The organism is Pseudomonas sp. XK-1 (assembly GCF_038069885.1).
Taxonomy (GTDB): domain Bacteria; phylum Pseudomonadota; class Gammaproteobacteria; order Pseudomonadales; family Pseudomonadaceae; genus Aquipseudomonas.
On record NZ_JBBPES010000001.1, the window covers coordinates 1,076,255 to 1,099,586 of the forward strand.

20 protein-coding genes are annotated in these 23,332 nt (G+C 62.6%); 13 read left to right on the forward strand and 7 right to left on the reverse strand.

Annotation, left to right across the window (positions count from 1 at the left end):
* Window positions 1-46: 46 nt before the first annotated feature.
* Window positions 47-1,426, reverse strand: a complete 1,380-nt coding sequence (xseA, locus tag WMW70_RS04795) for an exodeoxyribonuclease VII large subunit (RefSeq protein ID WP_341436343.1) — start codon at window positions 1,424-1,426, stop codon at window positions 47-49.
* Window positions 1,427-1,525: 99 nt separating this feature from the next.
* Here xseA and WMW70_RS04800 point away from each other — a divergent pair, with 99 nt between their 5' ends.
* Window positions 1,526-2,080 carry a sugar ABC transporter ATPase gene (locus WMW70_RS04800; protein WP_341436344.1) on the forward strand — a complete coding sequence of 185 codons (555 nt, stop codon included), beginning with the start codon at window positions 1,526-1,528 and terminating at the stop codon, window positions 2,078-2,080.
* 287 nt (window positions 2,081-2,367) lie between these two features.
* Here WMW70_RS04800 and WMW70_RS04805 read toward each other — a convergent pair whose 3' ends face one another.
* Window positions 2,368-4,485 carry a TonB-dependent siderophore receptor gene (locus WMW70_RS04805; protein WP_445942099.1) on the reverse strand — a complete coding sequence of 706 codons (2,118 nt, stop codon included), beginning with the start codon at window positions 4,483-4,485 and terminating at the stop codon, window positions 2,368-2,370.
* 157 nt (window positions 4,486-4,642) lie between these two features.
* On the opposite strand from WMW70_RS04805, the gene guaB reads away from it, so the two are divergent.
* From guaB to tadA, 4 genes are all read left to right on the forward strand, one after another.
* Window positions 4,643-6,112, forward strand: coding sequence for an IMP dehydrogenase (gene guaB / locus WMW70_RS04810; protein WP_341436345.1), 1,470 nt, complete (start codon window positions 4,643-4,645; stop codon window positions 6,110-6,112).
* A gap of 92 nt (window positions 6,113-6,204) precedes the next feature.
* Complete coding sequence (gene guaA / locus WMW70_RS04815; RefSeq protein ID WP_341436346.1) at window positions 6,205-7,785, forward strand: glutamine-hydrolyzing GMP synthase; 1,581 nt, start codon at window positions 6,205-6,207, stop codon at window positions 7,783-7,785.
* Window positions 7,786-7,956: 171 nt separating this feature from the next.
* Window positions 7,957-9,327: a multicopper oxidase family protein gene (locus WMW70_RS04820; protein WP_341436347.1), complete on the forward strand. Its 1,371-nt coding sequence runs from the start codon at window positions 7,957-7,959 to the stop codon at window positions 9,325-9,327.
* A gap of 55 nt (window positions 9,328-9,382) precedes the next feature.
* Entirely contained in the window at window positions 9,383-9,865 is a 483-nt protein-coding gene (gene tadA, locus WMW70_RS04825) for a tRNA adenosine(34) deaminase TadA (RefSeq protein WP_341436348.1), read from the forward strand.
* A gap of 171 nt (window positions 9,866-10,036) precedes the next feature.
* Here the strand turns inward: tadA and mltF are convergent, their stop codons facing one another.
* On the reverse strand, window positions 10,037-11,497 hold the full coding sequence (gene mltF, locus WMW70_RS04830; protein WP_341436349.1) for a membrane-bound lytic murein transglycosylase MltF: 1,461 nt from the start codon (window positions 11,495-11,497) through the stop codon (window positions 10,037-10,039).
* Window positions 11,498-11,661: 164 nt separating this feature from the next.
* Between mltF and purL the strand changes: the two genes are divergently transcribed.
* The 3 genes from purL to WMW70_RS04845 all read left to right on the forward strand — a co-directional run bounded on the left by purL (window position 11,662) and on the right by WMW70_RS04845 (window position 16,363).
* Window positions 11,662-15,558, forward strand: coding sequence for a phosphoribosylformylglycinamidine synthase (gene purL, locus WMW70_RS04835; RefSeq protein WP_341436350.1), 3,897 nt, complete (start codon window positions 11,662-11,664; stop codon window positions 15,556-15,558).
* Between the two features lie 18 nt (window positions 15,559-15,576).
* Window positions 15,577-15,843 (forward strand): CDGSH iron-sulfur domain-containing protein, encoded by a 267-nt coding sequence (locus WMW70_RS04840; protein WP_341436351.1) that lies wholly within the window; start codon window positions 15,577-15,579, stop codon window positions 15,841-15,843.
* Window positions 15,844-16,045: 202 nt separating this feature from the next.
* The gene (locus WMW70_RS04845) at window positions 16,046-16,363 is read left to right on the forward strand and encodes a YqfO family protein (RefSeq protein WP_341436352.1); all 318 of its coding nucleotides are present in this window, start codon (window positions 16,046-16,048) and stop codon (window positions 16,361-16,363) included.
* A gap of 163 nt (window positions 16,364-16,526) precedes the next feature.
* On the opposite strand, the gene WMW70_RS04850 is transcribed toward WMW70_RS04845, so the two are convergent.
* Together WMW70_RS04850 and WMW70_RS04855 are read right to left on the reverse strand one after the other, a co-directional pair.
* Window positions 16,527-17,030, reverse strand: coding sequence for a L,D-transpeptidase family protein (locus tag WMW70_RS04850; RefSeq protein ID WP_341436353.1), 504 nt, complete (start codon window positions 17,028-17,030; stop codon window positions 16,527-16,529).
* A gap of 15 nt (window positions 17,031-17,045) precedes the next feature.
* A complete protein-coding gene (locus WMW70_RS04855) occupies window positions 17,046-17,603 on the reverse strand; it encodes an NUDIX hydrolase (protein WP_341436354.1) in 558 nt (185 codons plus the stop codon).
* A 167-nt stretch (window positions 17,604-17,770) separates the two neighbouring features.
* Here WMW70_RS04855 and WMW70_RS04860 point away from each other — a divergent pair, with 167 nt between their 5' ends.
* Genes WMW70_RS04860 through WMW70_RS04880 form a run of 5 tightly spaced genes read left to right on the forward strand, consistent with a single transcriptional unit; the run spans window position 17,771 to window position 21,057 of the window.
* Complete coding sequence (locus WMW70_RS04860; RefSeq protein WP_341436355.1) at window positions 17,771-18,376, forward strand: CoA pyrophosphatase; 606 nt, start codon at window positions 17,771-17,773, stop codon at window positions 18,374-18,376.
* 22 nt (window positions 18,377-18,398) lie between these two features.
* Window positions 18,399-18,923: a gamma carbonic anhydrase family protein gene (locus tag WMW70_RS04865; RefSeq protein WP_341436356.1), complete on the forward strand. Its 525-nt coding sequence runs from the start codon at window positions 18,399-18,401 to the stop codon at window positions 18,921-18,923.
* Window positions 18,920-19,111, forward strand: coding sequence for a DUF1289 domain-containing protein (locus tag WMW70_RS04870; RefSeq protein WP_341436357.1), 192 nt, complete (start codon window positions 18,920-18,922; stop codon window positions 19,109-19,111). Before WMW70_RS04865 ends, WMW70_RS04870 begins: the two co-directional genes overlap by 4 nt.
* A gap of 36 nt (window positions 19,112-19,147) precedes the next feature.
* Window positions 19,148-20,329, forward strand: a complete 1,182-nt coding sequence (gene purT, locus WMW70_RS04875; RefSeq protein WP_341436358.1) for a formate-dependent phosphoribosylglycinamide formyltransferase — start codon at window positions 19,148-19,150, stop codon at window positions 20,327-20,329.
* Window positions 20,326-21,057 carry an SGNH/GDSL hydrolase family protein gene (locus tag WMW70_RS04880; protein ID WP_341436359.1) on the forward strand — a complete coding sequence of 244 codons (732 nt, stop codon included), beginning with the start codon at window positions 20,326-20,328 and terminating at the stop codon, window positions 21,055-21,057. Before purT ends, WMW70_RS04880 begins: the two co-directional genes overlap by 4 nt.
* Here WMW70_RS04880 and WMW70_RS04885 read toward each other — a convergent pair.
* Both WMW70_RS04885 and WMW70_RS04890 read right to left on the reverse strand, forming a co-directional pair.
* Complete coding sequence (locus WMW70_RS04885; protein WP_341436360.1) at window positions 21,032-22,318, reverse strand: HlyC/CorC family transporter; 1,287 nt, start codon at window positions 22,316-22,318, stop codon at window positions 21,032-21,034. The two genes, WMW70_RS04880 and WMW70_RS04885, sit on opposite strands and share 26 nt — an antisense overlap.
* 10 nt (window positions 22,319-22,328) lie before the next feature.
* Window positions 22,329-23,129, reverse strand: coding sequence for a cytochrome C assembly family protein (locus tag WMW70_RS04890; RefSeq protein ID WP_341436361.1), 801 nt, complete (start codon window positions 23,127-23,129; stop codon window positions 22,329-22,331).
* Window positions 23,130-23,332 lie beyond the last annotated feature (203 nt).

Below are 23,332 nucleotides of genomic sequence, written 5' to 3' on the forward strand. Positions count from 1 at the left end.
GATAACGCGAAGCTTATCCACCGCTTTAAAAGGTAAATCGAAAAGGTCAGTCGAGCAGCGAAAGGGTAACCGGCTGCACATGGTTGTCTTCGACCCGTACATCCAGCTCGCCGTTGCCCAGGCGTGCCTTCAGACGCTGGCCGGGCCGGGTGTCGGCGGCGTTGCGGATGGCGCGGCCGCGCTCATCCAGCAGGATGCTGTAGCCACGACCGAGGGTCGCCAGCGGGCTGACCGCGTGCAGTGTCTGCACCTGGCTATGCAGCTGCAGGCGGCGTGCCTTGAGGCCTTCGCCCATGCTGCGTTGCAGGCGTTCGGCCAGGGCTTGCAGGCGTTGATCGAGCAGCCTGAGATTGCGTTCCGGGTGCAGGCTGAGCAGGCGGGTCTGCAGGTGATTCAGACGTTCGCGGCGGCTATTCAGCTGACGCTCGAAGGCGCGGGTCAGGCGCATCTCCAGATCATCCACGCGCTGAGCATGCTGGCGCAGGCGCTCGCCGGGGTGGCGCAAGCGCCGCTGCAAACCTTCCAGGCGCATGCGTTCGCGCTCCAGGCGGTGCTGCATGCGCAGGTTCAGGCGGCGCTTGAGGTTGTGCAGGCGCTGCACCAGTTCGCTGCTGTCGGGGGCCAGCAGCTCGGCGGCGGCCGAGGGTGTTGGCGCGCGGATATCGGCGACAAAGTCGGCGATGGATACATCGGTTTCATGGCCCACGGCGCTGACGATGGGCGTGATGCAGGCGGCAATGGCGCGGGCCACCGGTTCTTCGTTAAAACACCAGAGGTCTTCCAGCGAGCCGCCGCCCCGGGCCAGGATCAGCGCATCGAAGCCTTTTGCATCGGCGATACCAAGTGCGCGAACAATCTGCGCGGTGGCTTCGCGGCCCTGTACGGCGGTGGGGATCAGGCACAGCTCGACCTGCGGCGCGCGGCGGCGGAATACGCTGATAATGTCGCGGATCACCGCGCCGGTCGGCGAGCTGATAATGCCGATGCGTTTCGGGTGGGCCGGCAGGGCGACTTTAGCCTCGGCTGCGAACAGCCCTTCGGCGCTAAGCTTTTCTTTCAGCGCTTCGAAGGCCAGGCGCAGCGCGCCATCGCCGGCGGGCTCCACGGCATCGAGAATCAGCTGGTAGTCGCCGCGCCCTTCAAACAGCGAAACCTTGCCGCGCACCTTGACCGCCAGGCCGTCCCGCAGCGCCTGGCGTACCTTGGCGGCGTTCTGCCGGAACAGCGCGCAGCGCACCTGGGCCTGACTATCTTTAAGGGTGAAATAGATATGCCCGGACGCCGGCTTGGCCAGGTTGGAGATTTCCCCCTCGACCCAGATGCCGCCGAATACATCTTCCAGCAGCAGGCGTGCGCGATTGTTCAGTTGGCTGACGCTGAGCACCTCGCGGTCGAGGTTCAGGCGTTGGAAGGGGTCTTTGATCATGGCCCGCATAGTAAAGGCTTTGCCTCTGCAACTATAGAGCCTTGACCAGCGTCGCCAGCCCATTACGCTGCGCGCCTTTAGCGCAAACCGAGTTCCATTATGAGTGAGCAGCAAGCCATTATCGTGCCGCAGATTTCCAGCTTTCCCGGCCACGAGGCGCGGGCGCGGTTGATTGTGCGCTGGCTGGTCAAGCAGAACATCATCGAAGAGCAGCTGACCACCTGCGGGCGTACCTTCAAGCATATGGGCTACGGCATTGCCGAGGGCGCGCGGCGGGTGGTCGAACGTCCCGAGCTGTTGCCGTTCGGGCATGCGGTGCATGGCCTGGAAATTATCTACAAGCGCTGCATCTATACCCCGACGGCGGACTTTCTCGAAGAGGCCGGCTGCCCTGAGTGCCGGCGGGAAGTAGGGGGAAGGTTGTTCGACAGTCTGGAGGAGTGGATGCCGGGGCACACCGATAACTTCCGGTGCCCGCTGTGCGGCCATGAAGACGATATCAACGGCTTTCTGTTTCTGCAGCCCTGCGGTTTTTCCAACCTGGGCTTTATCTTCAACAACTGGGCGGATGCCGGCTTCAAGCAGAGCTTTCTAGACGAGTTTGCCGCGCGCTTGGGCTACCCGGTTTCTCTGGTACGGGTCGATCTTGCCTGAGGCGGCTCATCCCTGAACCCTATAAAAAGGCTATGTCCAAGACTGTGTTGCAGGCCGCTTTTGTAGGGTGGGTTAGCGGCGCTGGGGCTGGCTACGGGAGGCGACACGCAATTCGAGCGCCGCGTAACCCACCATTGCGGTTTGTTGGTAGACCGTCATGGTGGGTTACGGCGCATTGAGAGCCGATGGTGTTTGTCCTATCTCGGCTTGCGCCTGACCCACCCTACGTATTACCGCCCTTCACGCACCGCAAGCGGTTCGGGGCAATTCAACACATGGCTAGAAGGTTAAAACTCGACGCTGGCCGACAGACGCAGTTCGCGCGGTTCACCGACCGCGACCCGCAGGTTGCCGCCGCTGGAGGGGTAGTACTCCTGGTTGAACAGGTTGCGCGCGTTCAGCTGCAGGCGGGTCTTGTCGCCCAGTAGCTGGCTTTCCCAGCTGATAAAGGCATCGGCCACGGTGTAGCTGTCCAGCCAGAAGCTGTTGGCGTTATCGCCTGCGCGTTCGCCGACATAGCGCGCGCCGCCGCCGACTCGCCATTGTCCGGCGTCGCTGGGCAGCGCCAGGTGGTGGGTCAGGTACAGGCTGGCGATATTCTGCGCGGCATTGACCAGTTCATTGCCCTGGTTGGTAGGGTCATCGAGGATTTCCGTGTCGGTGTAGGCGTAGGTGCCGAGCAGCTCCCAGCGTTCGGCAATGCGCCCACTGATATCGATTTCCACACCCTGGGAGCCGACCTTGCCGGCGGCTTGCGAGGTGCCATTGTTGCTGACCACGACGTTCTCTTTCTCGATATCGAACACTGCAGCGCTGGCCGAGAGGGCGTTACCCAGGTCGAGCTTGATGCCCAGCTCATAGCTGCGGCCCTGTTCCGGGTCGAACGCCTGACCGGTGTCGGCGTCGGAGGCGTTGGGCACGAACGAGCGACTGTAGTTGCCGTATAGCGAGACCTGCTGGTTGAGCTGGTAGACCAGGCCGCCGAACGGCAGAAAGCTGTTGTCCTGGCGGTCGGTGGTTTTCTCGTAGTTGCTGCCACGGCCCTGTTCGACCAGTTGCTCGAAGTGCTGGTAACGGCCGCCGGCCACCAGTATCCATTGGTCATTAAGGTGCCAGTTGTCCTTTATATAGAGCGAGCGTGAGTGCAGTTCATCGCTTCTGTCGCTCTGCACGGTGCTGATCCGCGAAGGTTCGGCGAGGTTGCCGTAGACCGGGCGGTAGATATTGAAGCCGCCGACGGCCGAGCCGCGGTAGGTATCACCGCGGAAGTTGTCGACCCGCTCGGTGTCCATGCCCAGCAGCAGGTCATGCTGCTGGCCGAACACGCTGGTGTTGCCAATCCAGTCCCAGGCCAGGTACTGGGTCTGGTTTTCATGTTCGCTGCCGTCGGCGCGGCGGCTGAGTGCGCCGGTGGTGGCGTTAAGCGCGTTGGGCCGCGCTTCGGCATAGTCGTAGCGCTCGTTGTTCCAGCCGTAGGTCAGGCGGCTCAGCCAGTTCGGGTTGAGTTGGTACTCGGCCTTGGCGGTAAACAGCTCATCGGTGCCTTCGGCTTTTGCCCAGCTTTCGTTGAAGCGTGCGTTGTATTTAGTTTTCGCCGGTTTGCCCTTGATGATCACCGTGCCGCGATCCACCGGGGTCGAGTATTCCTTGCGCTCGTAAGCCAGGGTGATGCGCAGGTCATCGCTGCTCCAGCTCAGGGATGGGGCTATCAAGGTGTGGTTGTCCGCGCCGAAGTTGCGCCAGTAGTCCTCATGCTGGCGTTCGGCGATCAGACGGTAGGCGAAGCCGCTGTCGCCCAGCGGGCCGGTGGTGTCGAGCATGAGATTGCCGCCACCCTCGCTGCTGGTCTCACCGCTGACTTGCGTGCGCCGCTGGTATTCGGGCTGCTTGCTGATCACGTTGATCAGCCCGCCAGGCTCCAGTGCGCCGTAGAGCAGAGAGGCCGGGCCCTTGAGCACTTCCACCCGCTCGGTGGTGGCGCTGAAGTTGCGCGACAGGCTGGAGCGGATGCCGTCACGCAGGATCGAGCCGTCGGCGTTGCTGCCGAAGCCCCGTTTGACGAAGCCGTCCTGGGTCCCCGCCAGGGTATTGCTCTGGCTGATGCCGCTGACGAACTTCATCGCATCGTCCAGCGACTGCACCTGATAGTCCTCGATCACCTGTTTAGTGACCACTTGCACCGCCTGGGCCTCTTGCATGATCGGCACCGCGCTTTTGCTCGCGGTGCTGGCCGTGCTGGCGCTGTAGCCGATTTCGTCTTCACGGGTCGCGGTTACGGCCTGGCTGGGTAGCTCAAGCGCTGCGGTGGTTTCGGCCGCCAGGCTGTTGGCGGCGGGCATCAAGGCCAGGGCGAGCAGGGTGAGACGCCAGGCGGGGTGGGCGGGGGAGACGCGGGTGGAGGGCATATGCTACTCGGTCGCAGATGTTTTTGAGAATCATTATTGTATTTGTCTCGTTCGCATCTGGATAGCGCCGCATGCCAATGTCATTGTTTGCGTTGAGTGCGGGGGGGCGTCTGAGTATAATGGCGCGCTTCCAATTTCCCGCCCGGGAGCCCCCGCCATGCTGCGTATCAGTCAAGAAGCTCTTACCTTCGACGACGTTCTACTTATCCCTGGTTATTCCGAAGTTCTGCCGAAGGATGTCAGCCTCAAAACGCGTCTGACCCGTGGCATTGAACTGAATATTCCGTTGCTCTCTGCTGCCATGGACACCGTCACCGAAGCCCGTCTGGCGATTGCCATGGCTCAGGAAGGCGGCATTGGCATCATCCACAAGAACATGACCCCCGAGCAGCAGGCTGCCGAGGTGCGCAAGGTCAAGCGCTACGAATCCGGTGTCGTCAAAGACCCGATCACCATCGAGGCCGATGCCTCCGTGGGGGATCTATTCGACCTGACCCGACAGAACAACATCTCCGGCGTACCGGTGCTGCACCACGGTGATCTGGTCGGTATCGTCACCAGCCGTGATGTGCGCTTCGAAACCAACATGAGCGCCAAGGTGCGCGATGTAATGACCTCGAAAGAGCGTCTGGTGACGGTGAAAGAGGGTGAAGACACCCAGACTGTGCGCAAGCTGTTGCACAAGCACCGTATCGAGCGCGTGCTGATTGTCGATGACCAATTCCGCCTCAAGGGCATGATGACCGTCAACGATATCGAGAAAGCCAAGGCTTACCCTCTGGCCAGCAAGGACGACCAGGGTCGTCTGCGAGTTGGCGCAGCGGTTGGCACGGGTGCAGATACCGAAGATCGCGTCACTGCGCTGGTGCATGCCGGTGTTGACGTGATCATCGTTGACACGGCCCATGGACACTCCAAAGGCGTGATCGACCGCGTGCGCTGGGTCAAGCAGACCTTCCCTGATGTACAGGTGATTGGTGGCAACATCGCGACTGGTGATGCGGCCAAGGCGCTGGCCGAAGCTGGCGCGGATGCAGTCAAGGTCGGTATCGGCCCGGGCTCGATCTGCACCACGCGTATTGTCGCGGGTGTCGGTGTGCCGCAAATCTCCGCCGTGGCCAACGTCGCAGCTGCCTTGGCTGGCACCGGTGTGCCGCTGATCGCCGATGGCGGTATCCGCTTCTCCGGCGACCTGTCCAAGGCCATCGTGGCCGGTGCGTCCTGCGTGATGATCGGTTCGATGCTCGCCGGTACTGAAGAAGCGCCAGGTGAAATCGAACTGTTCCAGGGCCGCTCCTACAAGGCTTATCGCGGTATGGGTTCGCTGGGTGCGATGGCGCAGGCGCAGGGCTCCTCAGATCGTTACTTCCAGGACTCATCCGCTGGTGCCGAGAAGCTGGTGCCGGAAGGTATCGAAGGCCGCGTGGCTTATAAGGGCGCTATGGGGGCCATCGTCCATCAGCTGATGGGCGGCCTGCGTGCCTCCATGGGCTATACCGGTTGCGCGACCATCGAAGAGATGCGCAGCAAGCCTGAGTTTGTGCGCATTACCGGTGCCGGTATGGCCGAGTCCCATGTACATGACGTACAGATCACCAAAGAAGCCCCAAATTATCGCGTGGGCTGATTGTTGATCAGTTGATATAAAGCCCGGGGCTGTCGCTGTTGTTTTACAGGGCAGCCCCGAGTCATTTGTGAATTCCGCTACGAGAGACGGCCATGGCTCATCAAGACATCCACGCTCACCGCATCCTGATTCTGGATTTCGGCTCCCAGTACACCCAGCTGATCGCCCGCCGCGTGCGCGAGATCGGCGTGTATTGCGAGCTGCACCCGTTCGATATGAGCGACGATGACATCCGTGCCTTCGCCCCGCGCGGCATCATCCTCGCCGGTGGCCCGGAGTCGGTGCATGAAGCCGACAGCCCGCGTGCGCCGAAAGCCGTGTTCGACCTCGGTGTACCGGTTTTTGGTATCTGCTACGGCATGCAGACCATGGCCGAGCAGCTGGGCGGCAAGGTTGAAGGCTCCGAGTTGCGTGAGTTCGGTTATGCCCGCGTTGACGTGGTCGGCAAGGCCCGTCTGCTCAACGGTATCGAAGATCACATCGACGACGACGGCGTGTTCGGCCTCGACGTCTGGATGAGTCATGGCGACAAGGTCACCGCTCTGCCGGAAGGTTTCCATATCCTCGCCAGCACCCCGAGCTGCCCGATCGCCGCCATGGCGGACGACGGCCGCGGCTACTACGGCGTGCAGTTCCACCCGGAAGTGACCCACACCAAGCAGGGCGGTCGCATCCTCTCGCGCTTTATCCTGGAAATCTGCGGCTGTGAAGCCCTGTGGACCGCCTCCAACATCGTTGAAGACGCCATCGCCAATGTGCGCGCTCAGGTTGGCAGTGCCAACGTGCTGCTCGGCCTGTCCGGCGGTGTGGATTCCTCGGTGGTCGCGGCGCTGCTGCACAAGGCCATCGGCGATCAGCTGACCTGCGTATTCGTCGACAACGGCCTGCTGCGCTTGCATGAAGGCGAGCAGGTGATGGCCATGTTCGCCGAGAACATGGGCGTCAAAGTGATCCGCGCCAACGCCGAGGAGCAGTTCCTCAATAACCTGGCCGGCGAAGCGGACCCGGAGAAGAAGCGCAAGATCATCGGTCGTACCTTTATCGACGTGTTCGATGCCGAATCCTGCAAGCTGGACAACATCAAGTTCCTCGCCCAGGGCACCATCTACCCGGACGTGATCGAGTCGGCTGGCGCGAAAAGCGGCAAGGCCCACGTGATCAAGTCGCACCACAACGTCGGCGGCCTGCCGGAAGAAATGAACCTGAAACTGGTCGAGCCACTGCGCGAACTGTTCAAGGACGAAGTGCGTCGCCTGGGTCTGGAACTCGGCCTGCCGTACGACATGGTCTACCGTCACCCCTTCCCGGGCCCAGGCCTGGGTGTGCGCATCCTCGGTGAAGTGAAGAAGGAATACGCCGACCTGCTGCGTCGCGCTGACCACATCTTTATCGAAGAGCTGCGCAAGGCCGACTGGTACCACAAGGTCAGCCAGGCCTTCGTCGTGTTCCAGCCAGTGAAGTCGGTGGGCGTGGTTGGTGATGGCCGTCGTTACGCCTGGGTCGTCGCCCTGCGCGCGGTGGAAACCATCGACTTTATGACCGCACGTTGGGCGCACCTGCCTTACGAACTGCTGGAAACCGTCAGCGGCCGCATCATCAATGAAATCGAAGGCATCTCCCGCGTCACCTACGACGTGTCGAGCAAGCCGCCTGCCACCATCGAGTGGGAGTGATGTAGCCGACAAGGGCAGCGAAAGCTGCCCTTGTCGTTTCTGCTGCGGCATCCTGTCCGCTTTTCGGGGTCGTCAGTCCCGTCGCTTAAATGAGAAGATATTGCAATTGGTAGTCCGGATTAAATCCGGGCTGATATCTTCCCGGATTGCATCCGGGCAACGGGAATCCCTATGTCCTTTACCCGCAGACAAATGCTGGTCGGCCTGGCTGGGCTTGGCGTTGTCGGCCTTGGTGCCGGTGGCGTGCGCTACTGGCTGGGCCGTCCGGAAAACGTGGCGACTCACGACTATGAACTGATCGCCGCGCCGCTGGATATCGAGCTGGTGCCGGGGCATACCACGCCGGCCTGGGCCTATGGTGGCCAGGCACCGGGTGTGGAGCTGCGCTGTCGCCAGGGTGAGCGCTTGCGTGTGCGCTTTATCAATAAGCTGGAGGTGCCGACCACCATCCACTGGCATGGTATCCGCCTGCCGCTGGCGATGGACGGCGTGCCCTATGTTTCGCAGCTGCCGGTGCTGCCGGGTGAATACTTCGACTACAACTTCATCACTCCCGATGCCGGCAGCTTCTGGTATCACCCGCACACTGCCAGCAGCGAACAGCTGGGTCGCGGCCTGGTCGGCGCGCTGATTGTCGAGGAGCGTGAACCAACGGGCTTTCGCCATGACCACACGCTTAACCTGAAAAGCTGGCATGTCGATGGGCAGGGGGCCTTTACCGAGTTCAGCGTGCCGCGTGAGGCGGCGAGGGGCGGTACCCCGGGGCGCTTGAGTACGGTCAATGGCAAGCATGCGCCCGCCCTGGATTTGCCCGCCGGGCAGGTGGTGCGCCTGCGTCTGATCAATCTGGACAACACCCTGACCTATCGCCTCAACCTGCCCGATGCGGATGCGCGCATTTATGCGCTGGACGGCAACCCGGTCGAGCCGCGGCCGCTGGGCAAGGAGTACTGGCTGGGGCCAGGTATGCGCATTGAGCTGGGTTTGAAGGTGCCGGCGGTGGGTACAGAGTTGTCGCTGCGCAACGGGCCATTGCGTTTGGCGACCCTGCGCGCGCAGCCCAGTGCCGAGGGGGAGGGTGATTGGCCGCCGGCGCTGCCGGCCAACCCGATTGCCGAGCCGGATCTGGCTGCTGCGCAAACCGTCAAATTCAACTTCGAGTGGGCCGGTGCAGTGTCGGTCGGTCTGGACCAGGGCGCGGCGCATAGCTTCTGGCAGATCAATGGTCAGGCCTGGGATATCAATGACAAGACCTGCGCCGACCGGCCGATTGCCCGCCTGCAGTTGGGCAGGAGCTATATCTTCGAGCTACGCAACCTTAGCCAGTATCAGCACCCGATCCATTTGCACGGCATGACCTTCAAGGTGCTGGCGTCCAATCGCAAGGCGATCATCCCGTATTTCACCGATACCTATCTGCTGGGCAAGAACGAAAGTGCGCGGGTGGCGCTGGTCGCGGATAATCCCGGGGTATGGATGTTCCACTGCCATGTGATCGACCATATGGAAACCGGCCTGATGGCCTCCATCGAGGTGGTGTGAACATTTCCGTAGGGTGCGCCGTGCGCACCAGTGCAAGGGGTGGTCTGGCGAGGCTATGAAGAAAGTACAAATCATCGATCGCAGCCGCGATTCGTTTTTCATGCGCGAGGCCCTGGCCCTGGCCGCAGAGGGGGCGGCCCTGGGCGAGGTGCCGGTGGGCGCAGTGCTGGTGCAGGATGGCGAGATCATCGGGCGCGGCTTCAACTGCCCGATCTCCAGCCACGACCCCAGCGCCCATGCCGAGATGGTGGCGATCCGCGCCGCCGCCCGGGCCGTGGATAACTACCGCCTGCCGGGCAGCACCCTGTATGTGACCCTGGAGCCGTGCAGCATGTGCGCCGGGCTGATCGTGCATGCACGGGTGCAGCGCGTGGTCTATGGCGCAACCGAGCCCAAGGCCGGCGTGGCCGTGAGTCGTGGCGAGTTCTTTACCCAGGCCTTTCTCAATCATCGGGTGTTGATCGAGGGCGGGGTGCTGGCCGAGGAGTGCGGTGCGGTGCTTAGCGAGTTCTTCAAGATGCGCCGCGCAACGCGCTAGAGGTTTTCTCCACTTCAATCTGGCGGCGTTTAGCTCGTATAAGTCTGGGCGCAATCCTGGGTGGGCAGGTGCAGGCGTTCCCGGATTCGATCCGGGCTCCACGCTGGCGGTTTAATGCCAGGGTTATGTGGGAGAACTGCAGACGAAACACGAGGCTGTGCGGGTGCCGGGCTACAGCGGCGACAGTTCTTCCGGCGGCGGCGTCTTGTTTACCCCAGGTACATGCAGGTTGCTTTCGGCCAGCTGGGTGCCTTCCAGCTGCGGCTGGGTGACCCAGGTGAGGATGTCGTAGTAGCGACGGATGTTGCGTACGAAGTGCACCGGCTCGCCGCCGCGGGCATAGCCGTAGCGGGTTTTGCTGTACCACTGCTTCTGCGCCAGGCGCGGCAGGATCTTCTGCACATCCAGCCATTTGTTCGGGTCCAGGCCTTCGGCCTCGGTGAGCTTGCGCGCATCTTCCAGGTGGCCGCCGCCGACGTTGTAGGCGGCCAGGGCGAACCAGGTGCGGTCCGGCTCCTGAATGCTTTCCGGCAGCTGTTTTTTCACGTGGACGATGTACTTGGCTCCGCCGTCGATGCTCTGCTTGGGGTTGAGGCGGTCGGACACGCCCATGGCCTGGGCCGTGCGCAGGGTCAGCATCATCAGGCCGCGTACGCCGGTTTTCGAGGTGGCGGTCGGTTGCCAGAGCGACTCCTGGTAGCCCATTGCGGCCAGCAGGCGCCAATCGACCTGGTTGTTCTGCGCCGCCTGGCGGAAGAACTGTTCGTAACGCGGCAGGCGCTGTTGCAGGTGCTTGGCAAAGGTGTAGGCACCGACATAGCCGAGTACGTCGACGTGGCCGTAATAACGATCCTTCAGGCGCTGCAGGCTGCCATTCTTGTGCGCGCGTTCGATAAAGGCGTTGATCTCGTCCAGCAGACTGGTGTCTTCCCCGGGAGCGACCGCCCAGGCCAGGTTCTGCGTATCGCCCAGGTCGAAGGCCACCCGTACGTTGGGGAAGTACACCTGATTCATCGCCAGTTCGTTGGAGTCGACCAGGGTCAGGTCGATCTGCCCTTCGTCGACCATGCGCAGCAGGTCGACCACTTCTACCGCGGCGGATTCGTCATACGTCAGCTCTGGAAGTTGCAGCTTGAGTTCGGCCAGCTGTTCGGCATGGCTGCTGCCTTTAAGCACCAGAATGCGTTTGCCGAGCAGGTCTGCCGCGCGAGTGGGGCGCTGCTGGCCGTTGCGATAGATCACCTGGGGGGTGACTTCCAGATAAGGCAGGGAGAAGCGTGCGCTCTGTTGCCGGCTGGCGCTTTGCACCAGGCCGGCGGCGGCCAGCACCGGGCCGTCGGGCTTGCCAAGGTTGGTAAACAGCTCGTCGAGGTGGTCGGCGGTTTCGATTTTCAGCTGGACGCCCAGGTCTTCGGCAAAGCGTTTGACCAGTTCGTATTCGAAGCCGGTTTCGCCGTTACGGTCCTGGAAATAGGTGGCCGGGCTGTTACGGGTGATCACCCGCAGTACACCCTCCGCCTGAACGCGCTCGAGTGTGCTGGGTTCTTCAGCGCAGCCGCCGAGCAGCAGGAGGATTCCGGTCACCGACAGCCAGCGGGCGCAGCGCGTACGGAACGCAGATTGAGCAAACATTGGCGCAGTATACGCAAAGCATGGGGCGCGCCATATCTCGACAGCGCACCGCTTCTCTGCTAGCGCAATTGCTGCGCGAGGTTCGCCTCCACGGGTGCTGTTGGCGGCGCTTTAGGCTAGAATGCACGGCCTCAAAGTACACCCCTTCCCAGAGGCTGTCCCCGATGTTGATCCTGCGCGGCGCTCCCGCCCTTTCTGCTTTCCGCCACGGTAAATTGCTCGAGCAACTGACCGGCAAGGTACCCGCTGTCACTGGGCTGTATGCCGAGTTCGCGCATTTTGCCGAAGTTGCCGGCGTGCTCAGCGCCGACGAACAGCAGGTTCTGGCCCGTTTGCTCAAGTACGGCCCGAGTGTGCCGGTGCAGGAGCCCAGCGGCCGCCTGTTCCTGACCATTCCGCGTTTCGGCACCATCTCGCCCTGGTCGAGCAAGGCCAGCGATATCGCCCGCAACTGTGGCCTGGCGAAGATTCAGCGCATCGAGCGTGGCCTGGCCTATTACGTGACCGGCGAGCTGAGCGCCAGTGAGGCGCAGCAGGTCGCCGAGCTGCTGCACGATCGCATGACCCAGATGGTGCTGGATAACCTGGAAGGGGCCAGCGCGCTGTTCAGCCACGCCCAGCCCAAGCCGCTGACCGCGGTGGATGTATTGGGTGGCGGCCGCGCCGCCCTGGAGCAGGCCAACGTCGAACTGGGCCTGGCCCTGGCCGAGGACGAAATCGACTACCTGGTGAGCAGCTTCAACGACCTGGGGCGCAACCCCCACGACATCGAACTGATGATGTTCGCCCAGGCCAACTCCGAGCATTGCCGCCACAAGATCTTCAATGCCAGCTGGGATATCGACGGCCAAGCCCAAGAGAAATCCCTGTTCGGCATGATCAAGAACACCTATCAGATGCACAGCGAAGGTGTGCTGTCCGCTTATAAGGACAACGCTTCGGTGATCGTCGGCCACACCGCAGGACGCTTCTACCCGAATGCCGAGACTCGCCAGTACGGCGCGACTCAGGAGCCCGTGCATATCCTGATGAAGGTGGAAACCCACAATCATCCGACCGCCATCTCGCCGTTCTCTGGTGCCTCCACCGGTTCCGGCGGCGAGATCCGCGACGAAGGTGCCACCGGCCGTGGTGCCAAGCCCAAGGCGGGTCTGACCGGTTTCACCGTCTCCAACCTGAACATCCCCGGTTTCGAGCAGCCCTGGGAAGTTCCATACGGCAAGCCCGAGCGCATCGTTACCGCGCTGGACATCATGATCGAAGGCCCTCTGGGCGGCGCGGCGTTCAACAACGAGTTCGGTCGTCCGGCTCTGACCGGTTATTTCCGCACCTTCGAACAGGCGATCCAGACCCCACGTGGCGAAGAAGTGCGGGGTTACCACAAGCCGATCATGCTGGCTGGCGGTATGGGCAACATCCGTGCAGATCACGTACAGAAAGGCGAGATCACCGTGGGTGCCAAGCTGATCGTGCTCGGTGGCCCGGCCATGCTGATCGGCCTGGGCGGCGGTGCCGCTTCGTCGGTCGCCACCGGTGCCAGCTCGGCTGACCTGGATTTCGCTTCGGTACAGCGCGAAAACCCGGAAATGGAGCGCCGCTGCCAGGAGGTTATCGACCGTTGCTGGCAGCTGGGCGAACATAACCCCATCGCCTTTATCCACGACGTCGGTGCCGGCGGTTTGTCCAATGCCTTCCCTGAGCTGGTCAACGATGGCGGCCGTGGCGGGCGCTTCGAATTGCGCAACGTGCCGAACGACGAGCCGGGCATGGCCCCGCACGAAATCTGGAGCAACGAATCCCAGGAACGTTACGTGCTGGCGGTGGATGCCGCCGACTTCGAGCGCTTCAAGGCGATCTGCGAGCGCGAGCGTTGCCCGTTTGCGGTAGTCGGTGAGGCCACCGAAGAAGCCCACCTGACCGTGACCGACAGCCATTTTGGCAACAACGCTGTGGACATGCCGCTCAACGTACTGCTGGGCAAAGCCCCACGCATGCACCGTTCGGCCGCTCGCGAAGCCGAGCTGGGCGACGATTTCGATGCCAGCACCCTGGCCATCGATGAGGCCGTGACCCGCGTGTTGCATCACCCGGCCGTGGCCAGCAAGAGCTTTCTGATCACCATCGGCGACCGCACCATTACCGGTCTGGTTGCCCGCGATCAGATGGTCGGTCCGTGGCAGGTGCCCGTGGCCGATTGCGCGGTCACCGCCACCAGCTTCGACGTCTACACCGGCGAAGCCATGGCCATGGGCGAGCGCACCCCGCTGGCGCTGCTGGATGCTGCGGCATCCGGGCGTATGGCGATTGGTGAAACCCTGACCAACCTGGCCGCCTCGCGCATCGAGAAGATTTCCGATATCAAACTGTCCGCCAACTGGATGGCCGCCGCCGGCCACCCGGGCGAAGATGCGCGTCTGTATGACACCGTGAAAGCGGTCGGCATGGAGCTGTGTCCCGAGCTGGGTATCACCATCCCGGTGGGCAAGGACTCGATGTCGATGAAGACCCAGTGGCGCGATGACGGCGCGGAGAAGAGCGTGACCTCGCCGCTGTCATTGGTTGTTACCGGCTTTGCTCCGGTCGGCGATATCCGCAAGACCCTGACCCCGCAGCTGCGCATGGACAAGGGCGAGACCGACCTGATCCTGATCGATCTGGGTCGTGGGCAGAACCGCCTGGGCGCGTCGATCCTGACCCAGGTTTACGGCAAGCTCGGCAGCCAGGCCCCGGATGTGGATGACGCCGAGGACCTCAAGGCCTTCTTCGCGGTGATCCAGGGTCTCAACGCCGATGGCCATATCCTCGCCTATCACGACCGCTCCGACGGTGGTCTGCTGGTTACCGCGCTGGAGATGGCCTTTGCCGGTCACTGCGGTCTCAATCTGTACCTCGATGCCCTGGCCGCCGACAGCGCCGAGCTGGCCGCCGTGCTGTTCAACGAAGAGCTGGGTGCGGTGATCCAGGTGCATCAGGACGCCACCCCGGAAGTGCTGGCGCAGTTCAGCGCCGCTGGCCTGGGCGACTGCGTGGCGGTGATCGGCCAGCCGGTCAACAGCGATGCCGTGGCGATCGGCTTCAACGGTCAGCCGGTATTCGCCGGCCAGCGTCGCCTGCTGCAGCGCCAGTGGAGCGAAACCAGCTACCGCATCCAGCGCCTGCGCGACAACGCCCAGTGTGCCGATCAGGAATTCGACGCGCTGCTGGAAGAAGACAATCCGGGCCTGTCGGTCAAGCTCGGCTTCGATGTCAATGAAGACATCAGCGCGCCCTATATCCGCAAGGGTGTGCGTCCGCAGATCGCCGTGCTGCGCGAGCAGGGTGTCAACGGCCAGGTGGAAATGGCTGCGGCCTTCGATCGTGCCGGTTTCAACGCGATCGACGTGCATATGAGCGATATCCTCAGCGGCCGCGTCAGCCTCGACGAGTTCAAGGGCCTGGTCGCCTGCGGCGGTTTCTCCTACGGCGACGTGCTCGGTGCTGGCGAGGGCTGGGCCAAGTCGGTGCTGTTCAACAGCCGCGCCCGTGATGGCTTCCAGGCCTTCTTCGAGCGCAAGGACAGCTTCGCCCTGGGTGTGTGCAACGGCTGCCAGATGATGAGCAACCTGCATGAGCTGATCCCTGGCACCGAGTTCTGGCCGCACTTCGTGCGCAACCGCTCGGAGCAGTTCGAGGCGCGGGTGGCCATGGTTCAGGTGCAGGAGTCGGCGTCGATCTTCCTGCGCGGAATGGCCGGTTCGCGCATGCCAATCGCCATCGCCCACGGTGAAGGCCATGCCGAGTTCGAAAGCGAGGAAGCCTTGCTCGAGGCCGATCTGTCCGGTTGCGTGGCCATGCGCTTTATCGACAATCACGGCAAGGTCACCGAAAACTACCCGGCCAACCCCAACGGTTCGCCGCGCGGTATCACTGGCCTGACCAGTCGCGACGGCCGCGTGACCATCATGATGCCGCACCCGGAGCGGGTATTCCGCGCCGTGCAGAACTCCTGGAAACCGGATGATTGGCAGGAAGATGCCGGCTGGCTGCGCATGTTCCGCAACGCCCGGGTCTGGGTGGATTGATCAAGGTGGCGCGGGCCGATGGATAAGTCCGCGCCCATCCTGCCCGAGGTGCGCCAGGTCGAGCCTGGCGCGACCTTGCTGCTGTGCCGCTGCGGGCGTTCGCCCCAGCTTCCCGATTGCAGCCCAGGCTGCAGCCACGGACTTCGTCTCGAACCCGTTCAACAGCAACTCCTGCTGCTGTGCCGTTGCGCCCGTTCGCGGCACCTGCCCTATTGCGATGGCAGCCATAATCCGCCCGTGCAGGGGTGGCGCGAGCGCTGGCGACGTTTCTGGCATGGCCTTTAGCAGCGGCCAAGTGACAGGTGGCACCAGATGGGCGCAGGGGCGAGCTACGCTCAAGGTGCATGCCGACACTGAACGTCGGTGCAATTGACCGGTCATATCTGGCAACTGTGATGAGCGCCACGAACCGTGAATAAGGCAAAATGCCATTATTGTGTGGCATCATTCGCGCGCTTTTTTATCGGTCGTGCCCTTGGAGACCTTGATGTACAAGCTTTGCTTTTACGTGCCGGAAACTCACCTCGATGAGGTAAAAAAAGCCGTTTTTACAGCCGGTGGCGGCCGTATAGGGGCTTATGACAGTTGTTGCTGGCAGGCCCTGGGGCAGGGCCAGTTCCGCCCGCTGGAAGGCAGTCAGCCGTTTATCGGGCAGGTCGGGGCGGTCAAGCAGGTGGCCGAGTGGAAGGTCGAACTGGTGGTGGCCGACGAGCTGATCCACGATGCGGTCAAGGCGTTGAAGCTCAGCCATCCCTATGAGACGCCGGCCTTTGAGGTATGGCGGCTTTCGGATATCCAGTTCTAAGGTTTCAGCAGGCGAAAGGCACCGTAAAGGTGCCTTTTTTGTGGGTGTGTCGTCGCTATCTGGTGGGTTTTATACCGTAGGGTGCGCCGTGCGCACCGAGACGCATGCGCACCCACCATGCAGAATTTAGATGGGCTGGCCGCGCAGGTGCTGTTTATACCTGTCAGGGTCTGATTTCGATCAGCGTGCCATCTTTGACCAGTCTCCAGACCTCACGCATGTCGGTGTTCTTCATGGCGATGCAGCCTTCGGTCCAGTCCAGTGTGTGGAAGAACCATTCGGGGTATTCCTCGTCCAGTGGCGTGCCGTGGATCATGATCATGCCGCCGGCTGAGACGCCTTTCTCCCGCGCCAGGGCCTGATCCCGGGCGTTGGGGTAGGAGATATGCATGGACAGGTTGTACTTGTCGCTGGTCTTGCGCCAGTCGATCCAGTAGAAGCCTTCTGGGGTGCGCAGGTCGCCTTCGCGTTGCTTGGCTCCATCGGGCTGCTTGCCCAGGGATACTCGGTAGGACTTGAGGGTTTCGCCGCGGCTCTGCAGGTGCAACTTGCGCTCGGATTTGAGTACCAGCACCTTGTCGATGGTCTTGCCGGCGAGCGTGGCGGTGGTCGTGGCCTGAGAGGTCAGGGTAAAGGTCAGGCAGAGTAGGGCTAGCAACCAGCGCATCATCGTTTCCGTCAATCAAAAAGCTTTCTTGTAATGCGCGCGCAAGGCTTCGAGCGGCTCGTTGCGGACCGGGAAGTGTTGCTCGCGGCGGTCGGCGAAGTAGCATTCTAGGGTACGGCCGATGGTCGGGAAAGCCAGCTCTGACCAGGGGATGTCCCGTTCATGGAACAGCTGCACCTCGAGGCTTTCTTCGCCGGCGGCAAAGTCGAGGTCGATCAGCTCGGCGCGGAACAGCATATATACCTGGTTGATATGCGGCAGATCGAACAGGGTATAGAGGCTCAGGTCGCGCACCCGGGCACAGGCTTCTTCGTGGGTTTCGCGGGCGGCGGCCTGTTCCAGGGTTTCGCCGTTCTCCATAAAACCGGCGGGCAGGGTCCAGTAGCCGCGTCGCGGTTCGATGGCGCGGCGGCACAGCAGCACCTGGTCGTGCCATACCGGCAGGCAGCCGGCGATGATGCGCGGGTTCTGGTAGTGAATGGCCTGACAGTGCCCGCAGACATGCCGCAGGCGGTTGTCGCCCGCGGGAACGAGCAGGGTGACGGGGCTGCCGCAGTTGCTACAGAACTTCATGCCGGCTACTCGGAAGTGGTTAAGGTTATCTTGGCGCGCCGGCGCTATGCTCGGCAAGCGCCACGGGTACGGGCCTGTTTTCGGGGCGTGGCGCTGTCGGTGCGGGGGCTTGGGCCGCGCGCTGCTTTCGTGCCATTATCGGGGCAGAACAAAGATCGAGAATATCCATGCTGGACGAGTTGCTCCATCGCATGCGTGGCTATAGCCCGCACCTGCTGCAGACCACCAACGACTATCCGCAGGCGGCGGTGCTGGTACCCATTACCCGCAGCGACGAGCCGGAAGTGGTGTTGACCTTGCGCGCCAGCGGCCTGTCCACCCATGGCGGCGAGGTGGCCTTTCCCGGTGGGCGGCGCGACCCTGAAGATGCCGACCTGATCCAAACCGCCCTGCGCGAGGCGCAGGAGGAAATCGGCCTGCCGCCTGGCCTGGTCGAGGTGATCGGGCCGCTCAGTACCCTGGTTTCGCGCCACGGCATCCAGGTCACGCCCTATGTCGGGTTGGTGCCCGACTTTGTCGACTACCAGGCCAACGATGATGAAATCGCCGCAGTATTTAGCGTGCCTCTGGAGTTTTTTCGCGACGATCCGCGCGAGACCACTCACCGTATCGATTACCTTGGGCGCAGCTGGTATGTGCCCAGTTACCGTTATGGCGAATACAAGATCTGGGGCCTGACCGCGATCATGCTGGTCGAGCTGGTCAACCTGGTTTACGACGATGCCGCGATCGATATGCATCGTCCCCCTGAGCACTTTATCAAGCTCACCTGAGGGTGGGCCGAGGACTATCTGGATGAAATATCGCCTGGGTCAATCCCATGTCGAGGCCCATGCCGAAAGCTGGGTCGCGCCCAATGCCACCCTGGTGGGCAAGGTCAAGCTGGAGCCTGGCGCGAGCGTCTGGTTCAACGCGGTGCTGCGCGGCGACAACGAGCTGATTCATATCGGCGAGAACAGCAACGTGCAGGACGGCACCGTGATGCACACCGATATGGGCTTCCCGCTGACTATCGGCAAGGGTGTGACCATCGGCCACAACGCCATGCTGCATGGCTGTTCGGTGGGCGATTACAGCCTGATCGGTATCAATGCCGTGGTGCTCAACGGCGCAAAAATCGGCAAGTACTGCATCATCGGGGCCAATAGCCTGATTGGTGAGGGCAAGGAGATTCCCGATGGGTCGCTGGTCATGGGGTCGCCCGGCAAAGTGGTGCGCGAGTTGACCGAGCCGCAGAAGAAGATGCTTGAAGCCAGCGCCGCCCACTATGTGCACAACGCCCAGCGTTATGCCCGCGAGCTGGCGGAGCAGGACGAGTGAGCGAGCAGGAGCGCCCGGTTGCTTCGCCCTGCGTGCATGTTTGCGCCCTCGATGACGAGGATATCTGCATCGGCTGTCAGCGTAATGTCGCCGAAATAACCCGCTGGAGCCTGATGGACAACGCCGAGCGCCGTCAGGTGCTGGATTTGTGTCACGCGCGCGCCAAAACCAAGGGTGTGCTGCTGTAGTACGCCCTTCTTTATTATTTGCTTCGAGGAATTTCCATGCCCCGTATCGGAACCCCTTTGTCGCCGAGCGCGACCCGTGTGCTGTTGTGCGGCGCAGGTGAGCTGGGCAAGGAGGTGGTGATCGAGTTGCAGCGCCTCGGCGTCGAGGTGATCGCCGTGGATCGCTACGCCAACGCCCCGGCCATGCAGGTGGCGCACCGCAGCCATGTGATCAATATGCTCGATGGCGCGGCATTACGGTCGGTGATCGAGCTGGAAAAGCCCCACTATATAGTTCCGGAAATCGAGGCCATCGCCACTGCGACCCTGGTCGAGCTGGAGAATGAAGGCTATACCGTTATCCCCAGCGCTCGCGCCGCACAGCTGACCATGAACCGTGAAGGCATTCGCCGCCTGGCCGCCGAAGAGCTGGGCCTGCCGACTTCGCCTTATCAGTTTGCCGATTCCTTCGAGCAGTGCCGCGCAGCGGTTGAGGCGATTGGTTTTCCCTGTCTGATCAAGCCGATCATGAGTTCCTCGGGCAAGGGTCAGTCGGTGCTGAAAAGTCTGGATGATCTGCAGGCGGCCTGGGATTACGCCCAGGCTGGCGGCCGTGCCGGCAAGGGTCGGGTAATAGTCGAGGGCTTTATCGATTTCGATTACGAAATCGCCCTGCTCACCGTTCGCCATGTCGGCGGCACCACCTTCTGCGCGCCGGTTGGTCATCGCCAGGTCAAGGGCGATTACCAGGAGTCCTGGCAGCCCCAGCCAATGAGTGCCAAGGCCCGGGCCGAAGCCGAGCGTATTGCCTTGGCGGTTACCGATTCGCTGGGCGGTCGCGGATTGTTCGGCGTCGAGCTGTTCGTCAAAGGCGATCAGGTCTGGTTCTGCGAAATCTCGCCGCGGCCCCACGACACCGGTCTGGTCACCCTGATTTCCCAGGATCTGTCGGAATTCGCCCTGCATGCCCGGGCGATTCTCGGCCTGCCGATTCCGGCGATTCGCCAGCTGGGGCCCTCCGCCTCGGCGGTGATCCTGGTCGAGGGCGAGTCGCGTCAGGTCAGCTTCGCTAACCTGGGGGGGGCTCTGGTCGAGCCCGACACCGCTCTGCGTCTGTTCGGCAAGCCGGAAGTCAGCGGCCAGCGCCGTATGGGCGTGGCGCTGGCGCGAGATGAGTCATTGCAAGCGGCGCGGGCCAAGGCGAGCCGGGCGGCGCAGGTGGTCAGCGTCGAGCTGTGAGCCGTTTGCGCGTCGGTCTCTGGTGGTTGGGGTTGGCGCTGCTGTCGCCGCTGGTGGTGCCGCAAGCACTCTATACCAGGCGACGGGCGCTCAGGTTGCCGCCGGCAGAAGGTCCACGACAGGGCTTGGCCGGGGTCGAACAGGCCGGGGTGCCGCTGCGCTTGCTGGTGCTGGGCGAATCCACCGTGGTGGGTGTCGGGGTCAGTAGCCTGCAGATGGCCCTGGTTGGGCAGTTGGCCGAGGCCCTGGCGCAGCGCTGCGGGCGACCCGTGGCCTGGCGCGCCTGTGGGGAAAATGGCATCACTGCCGAGCAGGCCCGCGTGCGTCTGTTGCCGCAGATGCTGGATCAGCCCTTCGATCTGGCGTTGCTGGTATTCGGCGTCAACGACACCACCCACCTGACCCCATTACCGTGCTGGGAGGCTGCGCTCGGCAATATGGCCGCAGCGCTGCAGGGGCAGGGTGCAGCGGTGGCTTTTAGCGGGGTGCCACCGCTGCAGCATTTCACCGCCTTGCCCTGGCTGTTGCGGCGGCTGCTTGGCGTGCGCGGGGCATTGCTGGATCAGCGCCTGCACCGCCTGGCGATTCGCCTAGGGGCGGGGCACCATGGCGTTACGCTGGAGTTTTCCGGCGACTACCTGGCACGCGACGGTTATCACCCCTCGGCTCTGGGGTATCGGGTATGGGCCGAGGCGTTGGCCGCTAGTCTTGCGCCTGTTCGGCCGTGACCTTGGTGCTGGCTTTCCAGGCGCGCACGGTTTTTACCCGGTTTTCCGAGGATTGCAGGATCTCCAGGCGATAAGGGCCGATTTTCAGGCAGACCGCGCTTTCCGGAATGCTTTCCAGAGCCTCGGTGATCAGACCGTTGAGGGTCTTGGGGCCGTCGCAGGGCAGATGCCAGTCCAGTGCCTTGTTCACTTCACGGATATAGGCTGCGCCGTCGATCACCTGGGTGCCGTCTTCCTGGGGGTGGATGTCCGGGCTGCGCAGGCTGTCCTTCTTGCTGAAGTCGCCGACGATTTCTTCGAGGATGTCTTCCAGGGTGACGATGCCGATCACATCGCCATATTCGTCGACCACGATGCCGATACGACGTTTCTGCTTCTGGAAGTTGATCAGCTGGGTCGACAGCGGCGTGCCTTCAGGCACGAAGTACGGCTCGTTGCAGGCCGCCAGTAGCGCCTCTTTGCTCAGTTCGTTGTGGGTCAGCAGTCGGGCGATCTGGCGCATATGCACGATGCCTTCGACCTGATTGATATCGGTACGAAACACCGGCAGACGCGTATGGGTGGTGTTGGTCAGCAGGTTGATGATGCTTTCGAGGTCATCGTCCAGGTTGATGCCGGTCACTTCGTTGCGCGGGATCATGATGTCATCCACCGTGACCCGCTCCAGATCGAGGATGCCGAGCAGCATGTTCTGGCGGTTTTTCGGCATGCCTGCACCGGACTCGCGTACCACGCTGCGCAGCTCCTCGGTGGACAGGCTGTCGCTGGCCCGTTGTGACGGGTCGACGCTGAGCAGGCGCAGCAGGATATTGCTGATCGAACTGGTTGCCCAGACCACCGGGTAGAGCAGGCGTTGCAGCAGCAGCAACACGCGGCTAGCGGGGAAGGCCACCAGTTCGGGGCGCAGGGCGGCCAGGGTCTTGGGGGTGATCTCGCCGAAAATCAGCACCGCGATGGTCAGGCCGGCGGTGGCGATGGCAATCCCGGCCTCACCCCAGATGTCCACGGCCAGTACGGTGGCGATGGAGGCGGCGAGAATATTCACCACGTTGTTGCCGACCAGAATGGTGCCCAGCAGGCGGTCCGGGCGGCTCAGCAGGCGGGTCACGCGGAGCGCGCCCTTGTGCCCTTCCTTGGCCATGTGCTTGAGGCGATAGCGGTTGAGGCTGAGCATGCCGGTCTCCGAGCTGGAGAAGAAGGCCGAGCAGAGGATCAGAAATATCAACAGGCCAAGCAGATAGCTTGAGTGCAGGTCGTCCACGGAAGGGGTCTCAGATATGCAGGATAAATTCGCGGACCAGCTTGCTGCCGAAATAGGCCAGCATCAGCAGGCAGAAGCCGGCCAGGGTCCAGCGAATCGCTTTGTGGCCGCGCCAGCCGAGTTGGTGGCGGCCCCACAGCAGCACGGCGAATACCACCCAGGCAAAGCCCGAGAGGATGGTCTTGTGCACCAGATGCTGGGCCAGCAGGTCGTTGATAAACAGTGCGCCGGAGAGCAGCGACAGCGACAGCAGCAGCCAGCCGGCCCAGAGGAAGCCGAACAGCAGGCTCTCCATGGTCTGCAGGGGTGGGAAGTTCTTGATCAGGCTCATGGGGTGCTTGTGCTTGAGCTGGTGGTCCTGCAGCAGGACCAGCAGCGATTGCAGCACCGCAATGGTGAGCATGCCGTAGGCGGTGATCGACAGCAGGATATGCGCCAGTATGCCGGGGGCCTCGTCGATGGCCTTGATGGTGCCGGTGGGCATAAATTGGGCGAGCAGCACGGTCAGAAAACCCAGGGGGAACAGCAGCAGCAGCAGGTTTTCCACCGGAATCCGCGAGCAGGCCAGCAGCGTCAGCAGGATCACGGCGGCGGCAATCAGACTGGCGGCCTTGAAGAAGTCGAGAAACAGGCCGCTGCCGTCGAACATCTGCATAAACAGGCTGCCGCCATGGAACAGCAGGGCGAGTACGCCGAGCAGCACCAGCAGGCGTTTATTGGAGGTGCTGCGCTGTTGCAGGCGCAGGCCCTGGTAGAAGGCGGCAGCCGCATAGAGGCCGGCGGCGGCTAGGCTGGGTAGCAGAGGGTGCATAAATCCTTGTCAGGCAAACCCGAAAGGCGGCCAGTGTGGCATATAACCCGTGCGCCACGAAAGCGTCTGGCGGTGTTGGTCAGGGTATGTCCGGCCGGCCTTGGCTTGGCGCAGCCGACAAAGATACGTCAACAGCGGCTTAAGTCTTCGCTATAATCCGCCACCTGTTGCAAGCCCACCCTCGGCTCGATAGAGCCTGAAAG

Coding starts and splice junctions, on each gene's coding strand:
- guaA (WP_341436346.1), top strand. CDS start 6,205: ATGGCTCATCAAGACATCCACGCTCACCGCATCCTGATTCTGGATTTC.
- WMW70_RS04860 (WP_341436355.1), top strand. CDS start 17,771: ATGCTGGACGAGTTGCTCCATCGCATGCGTGGCTATAGCCCGCACCTG.
- purL (WP_341436350.1), top strand. CDS start 11,662: ATGTTGATCCTGCGCGGCGCTCCCGCCCTTTCTGCTTTCCGCCACGGT.
- WMW70_RS04820 (WP_341436347.1), top strand. CDS start 7,957: ATGTCCTTTACCCGCAGACAAATGCTGGTCGGCCTGGCTGGGCTTGGC.
- WMW70_RS04890 (WP_341436361.1), bottom strand. CDS start 23,129: ATGCACCCTCTGCTACCCAGCCTAGCCGCCGCCGGCCTCTATGCGGCT.
- WMW70_RS04800 (WP_341436344.1), top strand. CDS start 1,526: ATGAGTGAGCAGCAAGCCATTATCGTGCCGCAGATTTCCAGCTTTCCC.
- tadA (WP_341436348.1), top strand. CDS start 9,383: ATGAAGAAAGTACAAATCATCGATCGCAGCCGCGATTCGTTTTTCATG.
- xseA (WP_341436343.1), bottom strand. CDS start 1,426: ATGATCAAAGACCCCTTCCAACGCCTGAACCTCGACCGCGAGGTGCTC.
- WMW70_RS04840 (WP_341436351.1), top strand. CDS start 15,577: ATGGATAAGTCCGCGCCCATCCTGCCCGAGGTGCGCCAGGTCGAGCCT.
- WMW70_RS04850 (WP_341436353.1), bottom strand. CDS start 17,030: ATGCGCTGGTTGCTAGCCCTACTCTGCCTGACCTTTACCCTGACCTCT.
- WMW70_RS04865 (WP_341436356.1), top strand. CDS start 18,399: ATGAAATATCGCCTGGGTCAATCCCATGTCGAGGCCCATGCCGAAAGC.
- guaB (WP_341436345.1), top strand. CDS start 4,643: ATGCTGCGTATCAGTCAAGAAGCTCTTACCTTCGACGACGTTCTACTT.
- mltF (WP_341436349.1), bottom strand. CDS start 11,497: ATGTTTGCTCAATCTGCGTTCCGTACGCGCTGCGCCCGCTGGCTGTCG.
- purT (WP_341436358.1), top strand. CDS start 19,148: ATGCCCCGTATCGGAACCCCTTTGTCGCCGAGCGCGACCCGTGTGCTG.
- WMW70_RS04845 (WP_341436352.1), top strand. CDS start 16,046: ATGTACAAGCTTTGCTTTTACGTGCCGGAAACTCACCTCGATGAGGTA.
- WMW70_RS04855 (WP_341436354.1), bottom strand. CDS start 17,603: ATGAAGTTCTGTAGCAACTGCGGCAGCCCCGTCACCCTGCTCGTTCCC.
- WMW70_RS04805 (WP_445942099.1), bottom strand. CDS start 4,485: ATGCCCTCCACCCGCGTCTCCCCCGCCCACCCCGCCTGGCGTCTCACC.